8 protein-coding genes are annotated in these 20,263 nt (G+C 45.2%); all 8 read right to left on the reverse strand.

Translation table 11 applies throughout. From position 1 onward, the window contains the following. Window positions 1-86: 86 nt before the first annotated feature. The 8 genes from IDJ77_RS19420 to IDJ77_RS19455 all read right to left on the reverse strand — a co-directional run bounded on the left by IDJ77_RS19420 (window position 87) and on the right by IDJ77_RS19455 (window position 20,223). Complete coding sequence (locus IDJ77_RS19420) at window positions 87-2,468, reverse strand: ABC transporter permease (protein ID WP_191190649.1); 2,382 nt, start codon at window positions 2,466-2,468, stop codon at window positions 87-89. Window positions 2,469-2,733: 265 nt separating this feature from the next. Then, a complete protein-coding gene (locus tag IDJ77_RS19425) occupies window positions 2,734-5,139 on the reverse strand; it encodes an ABC transporter permease (protein ID WP_191190650.1) in 2,406 nt (801 codons plus the stop codon). 96 nt (window positions 5,140-5,235) lie between these two features. Then, entirely contained in the window at window positions 5,236-7,659 is a 2,424-nt protein-coding gene (locus IDJ77_RS27870) for an ABC transporter permease (RefSeq protein WP_191190651.1), read from the reverse strand. 114 nt (window positions 7,660-7,773) lie between these two features. After that, on the reverse strand, window positions 7,774-10,167 hold the full coding sequence (locus IDJ77_RS19435; protein WP_191190652.1) for an ABC transporter permease: 2,394 nt from the start codon (window positions 10,165-10,167) through the stop codon (window positions 7,774-7,776). 126 nt (window positions 10,168-10,293) lie between these two features. Beyond that, the gene (locus tag IDJ77_RS19440) at window positions 10,294-12,669 is read right to left on the reverse strand and encodes an ABC transporter permease (RefSeq protein ID WP_191190653.1); all 2,376 of its coding nucleotides are present in this window, start codon (window positions 12,667-12,669) and stop codon (window positions 10,294-10,296) included. Window positions 12,670-12,803: 134 nt separating this feature from the next. Then, the gene (locus tag IDJ77_RS19445) at window positions 12,804-15,158 is read right to left on the reverse strand and encodes an ABC transporter permease (protein ID WP_191190654.1); all 2,355 of its coding nucleotides are present in this window, start codon (window positions 15,156-15,158) and stop codon (window positions 12,804-12,806) included. Window positions 15,159-15,263: 105 nt separating this feature from the next. Next, window positions 15,264-17,660 carry an ABC transporter permease gene (locus IDJ77_RS19450; protein WP_191190655.1) on the reverse strand — a complete coding sequence of 799 codons (2,397 nt, stop codon included), beginning with the start codon at window positions 17,658-17,660 and terminating at the stop codon, window positions 15,264-15,266. Window positions 17,661-17,796: 136 nt separating this feature from the next. Beyond that, window positions 17,797-20,223, reverse strand: coding sequence for an ABC transporter permease (locus tag IDJ77_RS19455; protein ID WP_191190656.1), 2,427 nt, complete (start codon window positions 20,221-20,223; stop codon window positions 17,797-17,799). Between the last annotated feature and the right edge of the window lie 40 nt (window positions 20,224-20,263).

The following is a 20,263-nucleotide window of genomic DNA, read 5'->3' on the forward strand; positions in this document are numbered from 1 at the left end:
ATTCTTTGAGACAAAAGATGAAAGATTTTTAGACGAAAGACGATTTGTCCTTGCTCTTTTATCCCTTTGTCTTTCATCCCAAAATCCTATTCGCTTTTCAAGCTCTTCACCGGGTTTGTAATAGCTGCTTTTATCGATTGTATGCTGATGGTTGCCAGCGCCACAATGCTTGCACCGCCACCTGCCAGCAGAAACACCCACCAGTTAATGGTTATCTTGTATTCAAAATCCTGCAGCCATTTGTCCATGGCAAAATAAGCTATGGGGCAGGCTATCAGGGTGGCTATGATCACCAGTTTCATCAGATCTGTACTTAAAAGGCTTACAATGCTGGTTACGCTTGCACCCAATACCTTGCGGATGCCGATCTCTTTGATGCGCTGCTCTGCAGTAAAGGTTACCAGGCCAAACAAACCTAAACATGCTATGCTGATAGCCAGTATGGTGAAGATCAACAGGATGCTGCCTTGTTTTTGTTCGGTTTGGTATTGGGCGGCAAAGTTTTGGTCGAGAAAGCGGAATTCAGGTTTATTCTCGATATCGAATGTTGCGTACACCTGTTTGATATAAGCCAAAGATGCCTGGATATTATTTTTACCTACCCTGATGTACAGGTTGTCTTTATCGCCGGCGTCCTGTGGCAAGCTTAAAACCAGTGGCAATATCTTGTGCTGAAGCGAATAGGTGTTAAAGTCTTTAGCCACACCCACAATGGTGCGCATGATTGGATTACGCTTGTCATCTTCGCCAATTTTCACTCGTCGACCAACAGCATCCTTAATTCCTAATTTATCAACAAGGGTTTGGTTCACCACAATAGATTCATTTACATCGCTGGTGATCTCCTTTGAAAAATTACGACCCTTATTCATTTTAATTTGCAGGGTGGGGATAAAGTCCTCATCTATGGTGAGTTTTTGTACCAATAACGATTCTGATTCCCCGGTGCCGGCATTCAAGCCGCCGCTATTCAGGTTATTATTGCCAATAGGGTTGCCCGCGGTAGAAACGTCTTCGATATTAGGATTTTGTAAAAGCTGCGCTCTTAAAGCGGCAACCTTGCCCCTTACATCGCGGTTGTTGATATGGAAGGTAAGCGTTTGTGCCTTGTTAAAGCCCAGGTCTTTATTCATGGCGAAGCGTAGCTGCTGGTAAATTACGCAGGAGCCAACGATCATTACAATGGTAATAACAAACTGGAACACCACCAATGATTTGCGGAAGAAGATGGTAGCCATTTGGTTGCCCAATTGCCCCTTCATGGAGTTGATGGTGCCAAAACCCGACAAGAACATGGCCGGGTATGTACCGCTAAGGATGCCGGTGAACAAGGAGAAGCCAACAAACATGGCAACCGTTTGCACCGTACCAAATTGCATAAGTACCAATGTTTTGCCGGATAACTGGTTAAAATAAGGCAGCGACAACTGAATGAGCACTGCCGCTATCAGCGTGGCAATAAAGGTAAGCAGCACCGATTCGGCAAAGAACATGGTGATGAGTTGGCCCCTGTCTGATCCGATAACTTTACGGACACCTATCTCTTTGATACGGATAGACGAGCGCGCTGTAGCGAGGTTTACGTAGTTGATTACCGCGATCACCAAAATGAGTAAGGCTGTGATACCGAACACGTAGATGTAAGTGATATTACCGTTTGAACCCAGCTCGTAACCTAAATTAGAGTGCAGGTGTATGGAGGTAAGCGGCTGCAGTTCTAAACGGAACTTCATATCGCCCATTTGCTTTTTTAAGTATTTGCCAAAGAATTGATCGCTTGCTGCTTCAATGGCATTTTTGCTATCAGCATCCTTTAAAAGCACGTACGTGTAAATGCCCGAATCGTCCCAGTTGCTGGTGAAGCCTTCGGGTAAGGAGCGTAATGCTTTAAACGTAAAGTGAGAATTAACCGGCACATCGGCAATTACGCCGGTAACGTTGGTTGCTGTGCCTTCTATAGAAATGGTTTTATTAATAGCCGATTCCGCATCGCCAAAAAGTGTCTCGGCAAGGGTTTTGGTTAATACGATGCTTTGCGGTTTGCTTAAAGCGGTTTGCGCATCGCCCTGTAAAAACTGGTAGCTAAAGATCTTTAGGATAGCGTTATCGGTAAATAGCATACCGCCTTCGTTGATGGTTTTATCGCCAACGGTTATTTTGCCGCCGCCTTCGGGATCTATCCTGGCGGTTTGTTCCACCTGCGGAAAATCTGACTTTAATGCTGCCGCATATGGTGCAGAAGTAACCGCCAGATCGAACTTGCCGCTGTTCCAGGTACCGTGTTGTACCACGCGGAAAATACGGTCGGATTTGGTGTTATATCGGTCGTAACTTAATTCGTCGGTAACATAAAGCGCTATCAGCCAGAACGCGGCAATGCCAACGGCAAGGCCAAAAATATTGATGAACGAAAAAGCTTTGTGCTTTTTAAGGTTCCTCCAGGCTATTTTAAAGTAATTCCTAAGCATGATGTATTTGTTTGGTATATCCATAGTAAAAGATATACCAAACATACAAAATGCTGTTTATAAGTAAGTTATGATATTGTATTTTACAGAGCCTGTACGCATGTGTTACAATAGAGTGTTCGGTTATGATACAGGTTAGTTCATGGTAACTACGGGTTAGTTAATGGCAGATGGTTAATAGTTCATGGTAGCTGCAGGTAGTTCAAGGTCTTTCGACCAACTGCTTTTCCTTCCATGAACTATGAACCATCAACTATGAACTCCTTCACTCGGAACGAAGGCTCTTCACCGGGTTAGCCATAGCTGCTTTTACGGCCTGGAAGCTGATAGTGATGAAGGCGATAAGTACCGCTATTATCCCGGCAGCAAGATATATCCACCAGCTAACATTAATTCTGTAGGCAAAGTTTTCGAGCCATTTGCCCATCAGCCATCCGGCAAGCGGTGCTGCGATAACAAGGGCTGCTAATACCAGCATAATAAAATCCCGGGAAAGTAAGTTTACCAAGCCGGATACTGTTGCACCCAATACCTTGCGGATGCCGATCTCTTTACCGCGCTGTTCTGCTGTAAACGCGGCCAGGCCAAATAAGCCAAGGGAGGAGATCATAACAGCCACAATCGCAAATACCGACATCAGCCCGGAAGATTTAGCGTCGTCTTTATAAAGCTTATCAAATTCCTGATCCAGAAAACTATACTCCAAAGGTTCACCTGTAAAGTACTGTCCCCAAACAGCCTCTATTTTCTTTATCGTTTCGGCCTGTTTACCGGCTGTTACGCCAACTAAAAAGGTATTTACCCAGTCCTGGTCGTTTTTAAATATCGCCGGGCTGATCTTCTCGTGCATACTTTTATAGTTAAAATCTTTTATCACGCCAATTACCTGGCCGGTATCGCCACGGGAAACAAAGCGCTGCCCAACGTAAGGCTTATGCAAATGCAACTCCTGCGCAGCAGTCTCATTGAGTATGGCGTTTCGTTTATCTGCCGGGTCGCCGGGGATGAACCACCGGCCTTGCAGCAGGTTGAGCTTTACAATTTTGGTATAATCAGGGTCTACGTTAAAAAAAGCGATAGAAGGATCGAAACCCTTTGCCCGGCCATCCCAGTCGGTACCACCGGAGGATAAGCTTTGATTATCCTGAATAGAATGCGTACCCATCATAGATACCGCGTTAACGCCGGATTGCGACAACAGCGATTGTTTAACACTCTTGCAAAAAGCCTCCCTTGCTTCCCCTTTGTATTTGTAGAACGAGCTTATCGGCAGCGAAATGGTAAGCACCTGCGCGCGGTTATACCCCGGGTTTTGCGAATTAATAAAATTCAATTGCCTGTATATGGTAATTACACCGATAATGAGGAAGATAGAGAAGGTGAATTGTACCACAACCAAGCCCTTACGCAGGGAAATATCTTTAACATGTAAAACGCTGCTCCCTCTAAAAATACTCATCGGCTTAAAGGAAGAGAGCAACAGCGCCGGATAAATGCTGTTTAGCAAAACGGCAACCAGCAAAGTACCGGCGAGCACCAGCCCAATATAACCCGACCCGAACGAAAGCGCAAAAGTACGGCCGGTGAACTGATTAAACGCCGGCAGGCAAAACCATATTAAAACCAATGTGAGCGCCAATGATAATATACTCACCACTACCGATTCGGTAATGAATTGCATAAAAAGCTGGCCCCTGCCCGCTCCTACTATTTTTTTCACGCTAACCTCTTTGGCCCGCAGGCTTGCCCGGGCCGTGGTAAGGTTTACATAGTTGATGCAGGCTATCAGTAGCAGCAAAACACCAAGGGCAACAAAAATGTAGGCCACTTTTTTATCGCCATGCGCCAGCGATGAATTTTGCAGATCGTTCTCAAAATGGAGCGCGGCTAATGGGGTAAGGCCAATTTGCAGGTTATCTTCTTTACGGTTTTTATGCAGGATAGCCTTTATCTTCTGCGATATGGGTTTTAGTTTACCACCAGGGTGCACCTTCACAAAAGTCATGTAATTAAAGTTGCCCCACTGCAGGTCGTTATCCTTTTCGCTTTTATTGCTTTGTTTGGCCGCTATGGGCATCAGCACATCAAACACAAAACTGGAGTTTGCAGGGATATCTTTTATCACCCCCTGCACCTGGTAATTTACCGAATCTATCCGGATGGTTTTCCCCACCGCATCCTGGTTGTTAAAATACTTTTTAGCCTTGCTTTCGCTGAGGATGATGCTGAAAGGGTTTTGATTGAAGGCAATGGCGTTCCCGCTTACAAAATCGTATTTAAACACATTAAACCATTCGCTATCTACATAGGCGGTTGTTTTTTCGCCAAAGAATTCGCCATTTACATTGAGGTACATCGCCCGATAGGTGTTTGGCGATAAACGGGTTACGTTTTCCACCTCGGGTATTTCTTTTTTCATGGCGTCGCCCAGTACATACGGCGAATGCTCCCAGATCCAGGTAGTGCTTTTATCAATGGAGAGGTAACTTTTTATCCTGTAAATATTGGCGCCCTCCGGTTGGTTTTTATCAAAATTAAACTCATTTTGTACCCATATAAATATCAGCACAGCGGCAGCCATCCCAACAGATAAACCGCCAATATTAATGATACTGGTTGCCTTGTGGCTGCGCAAATTGCGCCAGGCCGTTTTGAAATAGTTTTTATACATATTCTTTTGATTACACCGATTGATTTGGTTCATGGGCGATGGTTCATAGTTCATAGAAAAAAAACGACTATGAACTATGAACCATCAACTATGAACCTATTCGCTCCTCAAGCTCTTCACCGGGTTTGCCAGCGCTGCTTTGATGGATTGGAAACTGATAGTTACAAAAGCCACGATAAGCGCCACTACGCCGGCCATGACCAATATCCACCAGCTGATACTGATGCGAAACTCAAAATCGAGCAGCCATTTGTTCATGGCATACCAGGCTACGGGCAGGGATATTATTGCCGCCAATATTACCAGTTTTAAAAAATCGCGCGATAGCTCCCCTACAATTTGCGGTACGCTGGCGCCTAATACTTTGCGTACGCCGATCTCTTTTACCCGCTGCGTAATGGTAAAAGCTGATAGCCCGAACAAGCCTAAACATGCGATGAATATGGCGATGAACGAGAAGATGGTGAACAGGCTTCCCTGCTGCTGCTCGCTACTGTATAGTTTGCCAAAGCGTTCATCCAAAAAAGTATAATCGAATGGTGTTTCGGGCAGGTATTTATGCCAGGTGGTTTCAATAGCCGCAATAGCGGCTTTGGGGTTTGCACCGTTTATTTTAATGGAGATACGGTTGTAAGTACCTTTCTGCGCAGGTAATTGAAACAAAAGGGGAATTATTTTTTGGTGGAGCGATTCGAAATGGAAATCCTTCACCACGCCAATCACCTTTCCTTTTATTCCGCCATACGCCAGGTTTTTACCTATGGCAGCGTCGGCATTTTTCCAACCAAAAGCGCGGACTGCCGCCTCATTAATAATAGTATTATTGGTGTCGGTCGGAAAGGCCTTGGAGAAGTTTCGCCCGGCTGCCATTTGCATGGTGTAAGTAGGTATAAAGCCATAATCGGCGCGTATGTATTTCAGATCGAACTTCACCGGTTGGGCACTACTGCCTTCAATTAACGATGCGCCCTGTGCATCCAGCAGCCTGCCGGATGGAATACGCGACGAAAGGCCAACTTCTTTCACTTGCCCGCTTTTAATCAAATCATCTTTAAAGGCTTCATATTGCGGGGTAAGCGCCCGTTCGTAACCCATGGTAATGATATGTTCTTTGTTAAAACCAAGCGCTTTGTTCTGGATGTATTGCAGTTGCTGGAAAACCACCGCGGTAGCCACAATGAGTATGATCGAGATAGAAAATTGCAGTACCACCAACACCTGCCTGAACGATACATTGCCCGAGCCCACCTTCAGCATGCCCTTTAGTACTTTGGCGGGGATAAATGATGACATGAAGATTGCAGGGTAAATACCACTTATTAAGCCAATAATGAAGGGCAGCGCTAATAATGGTAATAATATTTTGGCATTCAGTAAACTTCTAACAGACAGGTCCAGTTCCGACAGGCTGTTTATCCAGGGTAGCAAGAGCACTGTTAGCGCAATGGCCAGGATAAGCGCCACCCAGGTGATCAATACCGATTCGCTTAAAAACTGGGAAATAATTTCTCTACGTTGAGCCCCTATCACCTTGCGGATACCTATTTCTTTCGCCCTTAAAACCGAACGTGCCGTAGCCAGATTCATATAATTTATACAGGCAATAAGCAGGATAAACAACGCGATGGCCGAAAATATGTAAACGCGTTTAATATCGCCGTTTTGTTCTATTTCGTCGTCGAGATGTGAACGGAGATGTATATCCGTTAGCTTTTGGAAATCAAGTTTGGTTTGTAGGTGAGTTTTTACCGTACCACCCAAGTTTACATATTTATCTAAAAAGTCGGGCAATTGCGATTCGATGCGCGCAGTATTGTAGCCTTTAGGAAACAACAGGTAAGTGTAAATAAAATTGCCGCCAAAATCTGCAGTAAGATCTATTTTGCCATAAACAGTACTATCCTTCAATGTATTGAATGACAATAGCATCTCCGGGTGCAAGTGTGCGTTTTTAGGAAGGGCCTTAAATACGCCTGTAACCTTAAACTCATGTTTATTGTCGTCTAACCGCAACCCCTTGTTCATTGGGTCTTCGTCACCGAAGTATTTTTTTGCGATGCCTTCGCTAAGCATAATGCTATATGGATCGGTAAGCGCCGCATGCGGATCGCCTTTTGAGACATCCACATCAAAAACGTCAAAGAAATTCTCGTCGGCAACAAAAGTCCCTTTTTCATTAAACAATTTTTCCTTGTAGTGCAGCGCGCTGGTACCGGTTGGGATAACACGCGTCACCTTCTTAATATCCGGGAAGGCGTTTTGCAGCAGCGGCCCAAATGGCGGTGCCACGGCGCTTAAATGCAGGCTTTCTACCCCGGGTTGCGAGTAAAAGGTGCGGGTTACGCGGTAGGTATCATCGGCATTGGTGTTATACTTATCGTAACTGTTCTCGTTGATGATATAGGTTAAAATAAGCAGGCAGCAGGTAAGCCCCACTGTTAAGCCGAATATGTTGATGAACGAGATAAACTTGTGCCGGGTAATGTTACGCAGGGCACTTTTTAAATAATTTCTAATCATGTTATTTTAGGATTACACCGATTACTTTTTTTGATTTCACCGATTTTGTTGCACTGATCGTATTGATTTCAACGATTTCTTTCTTCTTGATTCCTGACTCTTGTTGTCTTGCTTCTATTCCGACCGCAAACTCTTTACCGGGTTAGCAACCGCTGCTCTTAAGGCGTGGTAGCTAATGGTTACAACCGCCGTAAATACAGCAATTACACCCGCGGCCCCAAACACCCACCACGGAATGTTGATACGGTATGCAAAGTTTTGCAGCCAGTTATGCATGGCCCACCAGGCTACCGGCGAGGCGATGATAACGGATATTACTACCAGCTTTATAAAATCTATAGATAACAGTGAGGTGATGGTGGTAAGGCTTGCGCCTAAGATCTTGCGGATGCCGATCTCCTTGTTGCGCTGCTCGATGGTAAAGGCAGTTAAGCCAAACAAGCCCATGGTAGCCAGCAATATGGTGATATAGGTAAATATGCTAAAGATGGACGATAGCCTGTCCTCAGCCTTGTATTGCTCGTTAAAGGCGTCATCCATAAAGGTGTAGCTGAATGGTGTGCCGCTGTCGTATTTTTTGTAGATGCTTTGGATGTTCTCCAGCAGGCTGGGTAAATTGGTATTGGGTTTTATTTTGGCGAAGAGACTGCAGCCCACCTTTGCCCAGTATTTGGTGGTATCGGGCGCGATGAAAAGCCCCAACGGTTGTATAGTAGATTGCATCGAACTGAAATTAAAGTCCTTCAGCACGCCGGTTATCTCAAACTTCTGATCACCCGATTCGATGTACGTGCCTACCGGGTTGGGTTTCAAATGCAGCTTATCTATCGCTTCTTCGTTGATAACTACCTTATTCTTACCTATCATGCTGGTTTCAGAAACCGGGGCTATCTTCCACTTTAAATTAAGCGTACTAATGTAATGGTTATCAACTGATAATGCAGCCAGCGCAACGCTCTCTTCTTTGGTTTTGCCGTTGATGAAATTCATATCATAGCCCTTAAACATGGCATAATGAGAGGTAGCGGTGCTGGCTATACCACCCAGCGAATTAATATCCTGTTTAAAAGCCGGGTAGTTTGTACCAAAGCCGCTGCCAACAGGGATCATTACAATATTTTCCCGGTCCATCCCGGTATCGGCATGGCGGAAATAGTACAGTTGCCTGTCGATAATAATACCGCAGATGATCAGTCCAACCGATATGGCAAACTGCAAAGTAGTGAACACTTTACGCACCGCAACGCCGCCGGTTTGCTTACTCATTTTACCTTTCAGCGTGGCGATGGGCTTAAAGGCCGACAATACCAAAGATGGATAACTCCCTGCAATTAAAGCCGTTAAAACAAACAGCGAAAGAAATAGTACCAACACCAGCGGACTGTATAAAAACGAATTATCAATTTTAAGTTGCAACGTATTGGTAAACCAGGGCTTAAAGGCATAGCAAAGCACATAGCCCAATACAAAGGATAACAGCGTAAATATGCCCGATTCTACATAAAACTGCATGGCTATGGTTTTGCGGCTTGCGCCGGATACCTTGCGCACCCCTACCTCTTTAGCACGCAGCGTTGAACGAGCAGTGGATAAGCTCATGTAGTTCACCAGGGCCAGCAGCAATATTAGCACAGCTACCAACGGGAAGATCTTGAGGTATTTGATGTTTGACGCATCGCCAAAATTGCTTTTAAGGTGCATATCCGCCAGTGGCGAAAGGCTGAATTTCACGTCATCAAAACGCTTATCGCTCTTCGCAATGCGCTCCATACCGGTTTTTACTTTGGCAGTATCTTCAAGGCTTTTCAATCTTAAGTAAACGTCGAAGGAACCGGGGCCAACGGCCTGGTCGCCTGTGTAGTTTTTGCCCTCCTTCATCGCAATAAGGCTTTGGCCGGATGCGATAAAGCTGTATTTGATAGAAGAGTTAGAAGGGCTGTTTTCGGCAACACCGGTAACCTGGTAAGTGTAGGCACTGTCTGTTTTTATGGTGATGGTTTTACCGATAGGGTTTTCGGTACCGAAGTATTTATCCGCCATATCCTGCGATAATATTACCGAATAAGGTTTGGTTAGTGCGTCTTCTTTGCTGCCCGATTTGAGCTTAAAAGAAAAGAAATCAAAGAAGCCGGCATCGGCAAAAAGCAGGTCTGTTTCCGAGAATTTTGTTTCGGGCGAAGCCGGGTTATTCACCACAAACGGCTTAAAGTATTTCATGGTGCGCATGTAGCTTTCTACGCCCGGTTGGGTTTGCTTGGCAATGGGGCCCGTAGCATAGCTCATATAGGCCATGTTCATCTGGTTGCCGCCAATTTTAAGCGTTGCGTGTATGCCAAATGTCCTTTCACCATTTTTGTGGAAACTGTCATAGGTCATTTCGTGCGAAACATACATCAGTATCGTCATACAAACAGCCAGGCCAATGGCCAGTCCGCCGATGTTGATAAGGCTGAACATTTTCTGCTTGGTAAGATTACGCAGGGCAATTTTGATGTAGTTCCGTATCATGATTACACAGATTATTTTATGATTTCACCGATTCTATTTTTATTGATTTCACCGATTTTTTCTTGATGATTCACCAGTTACACTGAACCTTCTTATTCGAAAACGTATTCTTGTACTCACTACTCACTACTCACTACGAAGGCTCTTCACCGGATTTACCAGCGCGGCTTTTATCGCCTGGAAACCTACCGTGAGTATGGTTATTACAATAATTGCTGCCGCCGCTATGATGAACACCAACGGGCCGATATCTATCCGGTAAACAAAGCCCTGCAGCCATTGGTGCATAATGTACCAGGCCACCGGGAAGGCGATGAGCACGGCTATTACTACCAGCTTCAGGAAGTCCGTCGTCAGCATCATGGTGATGCTATTCACCGACGCGCCTACCACCTTGCGGATACCGATCTCTTTGCGCCGTTTTTGCGCGGTAAATGCTACAAGCCCGAATAAGCCGAGGCAGGAAATAATAATAGCCAGGGCCGAAAAATAATTGGCTAAAACAGATACCCGGGTTTCGGTTTCGTATTGTTTTTGGTAGGCTTCATCTAAGAAGTTAAAAGAGAACGGGAAGCCCGGGTTAAAACTTTCGTATACCTTTTGTACCTGCGCAATGGTTTCTTTTTGATTGCCGGGTTTTATCCGGATCATGATCTTAAAATACGGACTCCCGCCCCAGGCCAGGTTAATGAAGGAGGGCTTTACCGCCTCATGCAAGGACTCGAAATGGAAATCTTTTACGATGCCAACTACCTGATATTTGTTATTAAATATATCAACATTTTGGCCGATAGGATTCCCTTTGAGATGCATAGCCTTAACTGCTGTCTCATTCAGCATCACTTTCTTACTTTCGGCGGGGATACCAAAATTCTTGTTGAATGCGCGGCCCGCAATAACCTGCATATTCATCGTTTCGATGAACTCAAACCCGCCATAAAACCCTTCGAAGTATGTATCCTGGTTAGAGGTTTTACCATCCCAGTTTACCACTGCTGTGCCAAAATTCCGGCCAACAATATTGTGTTGCGTAAAGCTGGCGTTCACCACGCCGGGGATCTTCCGCAATTCGGCGTTAAAGGCTTCCTCGTGGCCCGAGAGCTTACCTTCCGAGTCAAAGCGGATCATATTATCCTTATTGTAGCCCAGCGCGGTAGATTGTATAAATTTAACTTGCTTATAAACTACCAATACCGCGATGATGAGCATTACCGATAGCGTGAATTGAAAAACCACCAGCCCCTTACGCGCTATTAATTCGGCAAAGGAGGTATTGAGCTTGCCCTTTAATATCGCTAACGGCTTAAATTTAGAAAGGTACAAAGCCGGGTAGCTGCCCGATATAAGGCCCGTAGCTACCGCTATGCCGATAAGTACCGCGATCAGCTGAAAATCGAACACCAGTTTAATGTCCTTGCCGGTAAGCTGGTTAAATTGCGGCAGCAGTATCCAGGTAAGGCCCACGGCAAATATCATGGTGATGATGGAGAGCAGTAACGATTCGGACAGGAACTGCAGTATTAGCTGGCTGCGCTCTGCTCCTATCACTTTTTTAATACCCACCTCCTTCATCCTGCCGGATGCTTTGGCGGTAGACAGGTTCATGAAGTTAATACAGGCGATCAGCAAAATAAAAACCGCGATGAGCGAGAACAGTTTTACATACTCCTCCCTGCCCCCAACACGCGAACCGTGGTTAAAGGTATTAGCCAGGTAGTTTTTGGAGAATTGCATGGCCACCAGTTTGCGGGTTGTGTCGCCACTGTTCTTTTTAACTACATCACTAATGCGGTTATTGAAAGCTGTCAGATCGGTGCCTTTTTTCAGGAGTACAAAGTTGTGCGGCCCTCCGTTGTTCCAGGTTTTTACCCAACCCTGTACATCGGCCAGGTAATCAAACGATAATACAAAATCAAACTGCTGCGAGGAATGCACCGGCAGTTTTTCAAACACGCCCGAAACAAAGAAATCCTTCTCATGCTGAAATTTGATCACCTTCCCTATTGCGCCCTCGCGGGTATTAAAAAGCCTTTTAGCCAGTTCATCAGATATTACGATGGAGTTTTTGGCTTCCAGTACTTTGCTTTTATCGCCATCGAGCATTTTAAAGGAAAAGATATTGAAATACTCCTTCCCTACATATTGCCCTACGGCCTTGATGTTTTTATCGCCGCTGGTTAGCGTAAACTTCTGAAACCAATCTGCAGGTGCAACCGGTGCGGCGTACTCAATTTGCGGGTTGGTAAGCTTTATGGCTTCACTAACCAGGCCGGATGATTCGTCGGTAAGCCCAATGTTCTCACCGGCTCCACGCAGTTCCATCACCTGGAAAACCTGGCTATCCTTATAAAAAAATTTATCGTAACTCAACTCATCGTGCACCCAAAGGTAAATGAGTAAGGTACAGGCAATGCCTGCCGACAGCCCCAGCACATTCAGCAACGTAAACTGCTTATCCTTGATAAGGTTGCGCCACGCAATTTTGATGTAGTTCTTTAACATGATAATTTTGATTACACCGATTCTTTATTGATTGCACCGATTCTTAGTTCATGGTTAATAGATGATAGTCATTGTAGCTCAAACTATCGGCTATGAACTATCATCTATGAACTATCATCTATGAACCATGAACCCTATTCACTACGAAGACTCTTCACCGGGTTGGCCAGCGCGGCTTTCATGGTGTTGAGGCTTACTACTACAAGGGTAAGCAACAGTATCAGCACGCCAACGGCGGCAAATACCCATGCGCTTACGTCGATATGGTACGTGTATTTTTTGAGCCAGTTACTCATCAGGTACCAGGTTAATGGTACAGCTATTACGAAAGCAATAGTCACCAGCTTTAAAAACTCAGTAGAGATGAGCATCAGCAGTTGTTGTACCGATGCGCCCATTACCTTACGTACGCCAATTTCGCGGAAGCGTTTTTCGATGGTGAACGATGCCAAACCGGCCAGGCCGATACAGCAGATAAATATGGCCAGGCCTGCAAAAATATTGGTGATACGGCTAATGAGCTCTTCTGTCAGGAATTTCTTGCCGAACTCCTGGTCTACAAACTGGTACTCGAACAGGTTTTGCGGGTTGTATTTTTTAAAGATGGTTTCGAGCTGGGTAATGGCGGTTTTTGGCTGTACACCCTCTTTTAGGCGCACGTTTACCACACTGGAGCCTCTTCCATCGTAATAAACCATCAACGGCTCAACGGGGTCATACGGCGATGCCATTACCACGTTATCAATAACACCTACCACGGTGAATTTACGGCCGTATTTCATTTCCATACCTACCGGGTTTTTCAATTTCATGGCTTCCACAGCCGCTTTGTTCAATAGCATTACCGAAGTATCTCCGGGTGTATTGTTAAAATCGCGACCCTGCAATATTTTGATACCCATCGTTTTGGTGAAACCCACGTCGGTTTGCAGGCCCGAAAAAATAATATCACCATTAGCTGCTTTGCCCTGGTAATCTGGCGAACCCGATTTCCACCAGATCTCGGTTATAGGCGATGAGGTACGCGTAGTAGCGGCCACAAGCCCTGTGTTTTCCAGGTCCTGCTTTATCGCAGCGTAATTTTTATCGATATCACTTGATGAGGGTATCATGATGAGGTTATTCGGGTTGTAACCGATACTCTTATCCTTAATATGCTGGATCTGCTGGTAAACAATGATAGTAGCCGAGATCAGCAGTATCGACATCACAAACTGCCCCACAACCAAAATCCGCCTGGGTAATACTGCGCTCTTACCGGCCGCAAAAGTACCTTTAAGCACCTTCACCGGATTAAATGACGACAAGTATAAAGCAGGGTAACTGCCGGCAACCACGCCGGTGAACAGAATGATAATAAAGGCGCCGATCAGGAAGAATGGATCGATAATACTAAGCCGCAATGTTTTACTCACCAACAAGTTAAATGATGGCATTAATATGTAAACAAAGCCAATGGCCAATATAAAGGCAATAAGCGCCAGTATGATAGATTCGAAAAAGAACTGGGTGAGCAGTTGCTTCCTGTCAGATCCTAAGGTTTTGCGGATCCCTACTTCTTTAGCACGCTTCTCTGAACGCGCGGTGGAAAGGTTCATGAAGTTTACACAGGCGATCAATAAAATAATGATAGCGATAACGGTGAACATGCGTACGTACTCGATCATACCACCTACGTTTTTACCATCCTTAAACTCACTGTACAGGTGCCATTTGTTCATCGGAAAAGTCCAGTACGTGCTTATTTTATCGCCTTTGTCGTGCTCATGCTTTACTTTATCAATATACTTATCTACCGCGGCCATATTGGCGTTTGGCGTGGTTTGCACAAATACGCTATGCGACGAATTGGTCCACTCCTTCATCCGTCTTTTAATATAATCAGACGAGAAATCAAACGGCGCGATAAAATCAAATTTAAAGGTTGAGTTGCCCGGAGGGTCGGCCAAAACGGCGGCTACTTTAAAACTGTTCTCATTGTCAACTTTAATGATCTTATCCATCGGGTCATCATTGCCAAAAAATGCTTTGGCGGCAGATTCGGTAATGGCGATGGATTTTGGATCGCTCAATACTGTAGCGGCATTGCCCTTTACAAACTTCCAGCTAAATATGTTGAAAAACTGGTCGCTCACCTGGTACCAATCCTTTTTCAATTTGGTCTCTTTGTACTCAAACAGGTGCGATTCCTGGTGCGTGGTAACCACGGTACGCAATACCTGCGGGTTGCCGCCTTCCAGCGTTTTGGCCAACGGCAACACCATGTTAGGATCGGTAAAGATGGTCGGCTTAAAATCACGCGTGGCCATCACCTGGTAAATATTGTTGTGGTTCTGGTGGAACTTATCGTATGCCACCTCATCCTTCACCCATAAAAAAATGAAGATAGTACAGATCATCCCGATGGTGAGCCCCAGTATGTTAGTTAACGAGAAGCCCTTATTCCTGATAAGGTTCCTCCATGCAATTTTAAAATAGTTCTTTATCATAACTTTTGTGATTACACTGATTATTTAGTTCATAGATCATGGTTGATAGTTCATAGTAGCTGCGTTTTGTTTTCGGCTATGAACCATGAACCCTTAGCTTCTCCTCTATTCTCCATTTTTCAAACTCTTCACCGGGTTGGCTATGGCTGCTTTTACTGACTGAATGCTGATGGTGGCCAATGCTATTAAAGTTGCACCGCCGCCCGCCAGCACAAATACCACCCAGGTGATATTTATTTTATAGGCAAAATCCTGAAGCCAGGCGTTCATGGCGTACCAGCCTACCGGGATAGCTATCACGATGGAAATAATGATCAATACCATAAATTCGGCGGCCAATAAACCTATAATTCGGCTTACGCTTGCGCCAAGTACCTTGCGGATACCGATCTCCCTGGTTTTTACCTGTGCCGAATAGGTGGCCAGGCCAAACAGCCCCAGGCAGGAGATAATGATGGCAATGCCCGAGAACATGTTGAATAAAGAGCCCGTGCGCTGATCGTCGGTATATAATTTTTTAAAGCTATCGTCTAAGAAAGTGTAATTGAATGGAATATCGCCATTATACCGTTTCCATAAAGCATGTGCGGATGCGATTGCGCTTTGAGCATCGCGGCCGGTTGTTTTCAGATAGACCTTCCAGCAGTTATTGGGGTTATACTGGAATACCGCCGGTTCAATTTGCTTGTGAATGGTGGTAAAGTGAAAATCCTTTACAACGCCAATGATGGTGCCGGTCACGGTTTGCACACGCAGACGTTTACCGATAGGGTTTTTAAGGCCCATTTCTTTCACGGCGGTTTCGTTAATGAGGAAGTGTGCAGAATCTGCCACCGCACCGGTAAAACCAGCCCCGTCAATAATTTTCATTTTGAAGAAGCTCAGCAGGTCCTTATCGGCGTAGATCTGGTTGAACCACATATTAGAGTTGACCGGTTTGCCATCCCAATCCGAGTCGCCGGTAGAGCTGCCGCCGGTGATGATATCACGACCGGCGCGGGTTACATCCAATACGGCAGGGTTTTTCTGCAGCTCATTCTTGATGACATCATAATGCGGCACCATATCGTTGCGCATGCTGAAGGATAAAACATTCTCTTTATCGTACCCCAGGTTTTTATCCCTGATGAATTTCAATTGTTTGCCGATGATTAGGGTGCCGATGATCAACACGATAGATACTGCAAATTGCAGCACCACCAACACCCTCCGGAAGGCAGCGTTGCCGATACCGATAGAGATCTTGCCCTTCAGTGCCTTTAATGGCTCGAACGAAGAAAGCAGCAAGGCCGGGTAAATACTTGATGCCGCGAGCGTTCCCAACAGCGTTACCAAAATGCAGGCCCAGATGTTATAACTGGATAAGTTGAGCGTAATTTGTTTGCCCGAGAACTGGTTGTAATAAGGCAACAGCACAAACATCAGCGCAAAGGCAAATATGGCGGCTATGACAAACAGCAGCGTGGTTTCGGCCATAAACTGCATAAACAGTTGGAACTTATTGGCGCCAATTATTTTGCGCATGCTTACCTCCTTGGCGCGCAGCATACTGCGGGCGGTAGATAAGTTTACATAATTGATACAAGCGATAACTAAGATCATCAGCGCCACAATACCAAAGGTACGCACAGTAGAAATGCCACCATCGGTACCGTCGGCTTTGTAAAGGTGCATTTTCAGCAGCGGCTGCGATAGGTATGGCACGGGCGCATCTTCGGGCTTGTTACGCTCGTGGATGGCCTGCAGCTTTTTCTCAAATGCAACGGTATTTACAGTTGTACCAGGTTTCAAAAGCAGGTAAGTTTGGAAACCAAACATGCTCCAATCCGCATCCATCGAGGAGATGAAGGTTTTATTATCGTAGGTTTTTCTGTTTTTGATGTATGCCAGATCGTTAAACCGCGATAAAGGCATCAAAATGCGATACTTAAAGCTGGAATTTGCGGGATAGTTGGGGATAACACCGGTTACTTTCAATTGCTCGTCCTGACCAAGGGTAACTACTTTACCGATCGGGTCTTCCTTGCCGAAGTATTTATCGGCCATCTCCTGGGTTATTACGATGGAGCTATTATCGGCAAAAGGATGGCGCTTATCCCCTTTGATCAGGTTAAAATCAAACACTGTGAAATAGGAAGGGTCGGTAAAGGCAAAATCGTCTTCATAAAAAACTTTGTCTTTGTACCGGAACGGTGCGTTGCCTAAAGTCATAATACGCACAGCATCCTGCACCTCGGGCAGTTCTCTTTTGGCGAAGGTTGCAACCGGCGCTATGATATTATTGAAGATCTGCTTGCTGATACCCGTGCCGCCCACAATACCTATCTTGTAGATATTATCGGCCTTGGAGTTAAATTTATCGTAGCTCAATTCGTCCTGCACCCAAAGCAGCATAAACAAACCAACAACCAGCCCTACGGTAAGGCCGGCCACATTAATGGACGCGTAAAACTTATTCCCTAAGATATTACGCCAGGCCGTTTTTAAATAGTTTCTTATCATAATTATATTTTTTGATTACACCGATTGAAAATTGATTTCACCGATTTATATTAGTTGATAGTTAATGGTTGATAGATCATAGTAGCTTCATTGTTCTTTTCCGGCTATGAACCATGAACTATCAGCCATCAACTCTTTATTCATTCTTCAAGCTATTCACCGGGTTTGCCAATGCCGCTTTAATGGCCTGAAAGCTTACCGTTACTACAGCTATTAAAATGGCTGTTAAGCCAGCAGCGGCAATTACCCACCATTGTATGTTTATCCGGTAGGCAAAATCCTGTAGCCACAGGTGCATACAGTACCAGGCCAACGGCGAGGCTACTGCGATGGATATCACCACCAGTTTTACAAAATCTTTAGATAACATGGCCACTATGGCGCTTACATCGGCACCCAATACCTTGCGGATGCCTATTTCTTTTGTACGTTGCTCTGCTGCGTAAGCCGCCAGCCCAAACAGGCCCAAGCATGCTATAATAATTGCCAGCGTGGTAAATATGATGAAGATGGTACCCACCCGCTGCTCCGAGCGGTAGGACGCGTCAAAATCCTGATCCATAAAGGAGAAATTCATTTGTACCGGCGAGAACGACGTCCATTTGGTTTTTATCTGTGACATTAAAGCGGGCAAGTTTGCCGTATTTACCCGCAGACTTACCGCACCGTTGTTTTCTCCAAGGCGGATAATAACAGGCTCTATTTTATCATGCAGCGAACTGAAGTGAAAATCTTTCACCACGCCAATTACTTCGTATTTTACGGTATTAGACAATTCGGTTTTTCCGCCAAGCGATTTGTAAAGCGTTTGGTTCAGCGGGTTTTTATAACCCAGGAATTTGGCGGCCGCCTCGTTGATGATAACCGCACCCGAATCGGAGAGCCTGCCTTTGTCGAAGTTACGCCCCGCTGCCATTTTCATATCCAGCGTTGGGATCCAGTCGGCATCTACTTCCCAGCTTTGCGGGAAAATGGAGTTCTTTTGATCGAGCGTTGCATCTTTAAAATAGATGGATGTACCCCTGTTGCCCGATACCGGGAGGAAATTCGTCATGGTAACGCCGGCAACACCGGGTAATTGGCTTAACTCCTCTTTGAAATTTTTGGTTGATTTGTTAAGCTCGTAGGCGTTTTGAATAATGAGTACCTGGTTACGGTTAAAACCCAGATTGGTAGTTTGGATGTAGTTGAGCTGATTATTAATGATCAGCGTGCCAATAATAAGGAACACCGAAATGCCAAACTGGAAAACCACCAAAAAGCTCCTCAGACCGCCGCCCTTAAAACCGGCTGATAGTTTGCCCTTCAGCACATCTATCGGCTGGAAGGCCGAGAGGAAGAATGCGGGGTACGAGCCGGCCAGCGAACCAACAACCAATACAATAAGCGCTGATACCGGCAACAACCAAAGCAATGTTGCTTGTGTAATGGCGATATCTTTCCCGGCCAGTTGGTTAAACAGCGGCAGCAATGCTACAGCGGCAAAAAGCGCGATAACGGTTGCAAAGAAGGTGATCATGATAGATTCTGAAAGGAACTGCGCGATAAGGTATTTACGTGGCGAACCAAGCACTTTGCGTACCCCAACCTCGCGGGCGCGGTTTGATGACCGGGCGGTAGAAAGGTTCATGAAGTTTACGCAGGCAATCAGCAATATAAATATAGCTATTGCCGAAAATATGTACACGTATTGCGTGGTGCCATTTGCGCTCAATTCACCCGTACGATTAGATTTGAGGTGGATATCGGTAAGCGGCGTAAGGTTCAACCGGAAATAGCTGCCACTTTTCTCAAAATCGGCGTAGCTCATGCCTATTTCGCTTTTCATTTGGTCGCCACTGAATTTTTGCAGTAAGGCATCAAAACTGCCTCCCAGTTTTTTGGCATCTTTAACGTCCTTCAGCAATACATAGGTATTATAATCATTACGCAGCCAGGCATTCGATCGGCTATCCCCCCAGGTGGCCATGGATAAAAAGAAATCGACGTTAAAGTGCGAGTTTTTTGGCACATCCTTTATTACCCCCGTGATCTTAAAATTTTGGTTATCATTAAGAATCATCATCTTGCCAACCACATCCGTTTTATCAAAATACTTTTTGGCGGTGCTTTCGGTCACCACTACCGAATTTGGCTCGGCAAGGGCGGTTTTACTATCTCCGCTTATCATTGGCAGCGTAAAAACATTAAAAAGCGATGGATCGGCAAAGGCAACTTTATTCTCTACCATATTCACCTCACCTTTTTTAACATGCATGGTGTAGGCATTTTTTATGCGTACAGCGTCTTCTACGTAAGGATATTCGGCAACAAGTGTTTTTGCCAGCGGCGGCATTACTACAGCGTAATCTTTCCGGTTCTCGCCGAGTTTAAGGTCCGCATTTACGCGATATATACGCTCGCTTTTGGTGTTGTAAAGGTCGTAGCTCAGCTCATCAACCACATAAAATACAATAAGCAGGCAGGCGCCCAGCCCAAGGGCCAGTCCCAGTATGTTTATAGCCGTAAAGCCCTTGTTTTTCAAGAGGCTACGGAATGCTGTTTTTATATAGTTTCTGAACATGACCGTTGATGCTAATGATTAAATGATTACGTTGATCCCA

Source organism: Mucilaginibacter pankratovii (genome assembly GCF_014773265.1).
In the GTDB taxonomy this organism is placed as follows: domain Bacteria; phylum Bacteroidota; class Bacteroidia; order Sphingobacteriales; family Sphingobacteriaceae; genus Mucilaginibacter; species Mucilaginibacter pankratovii.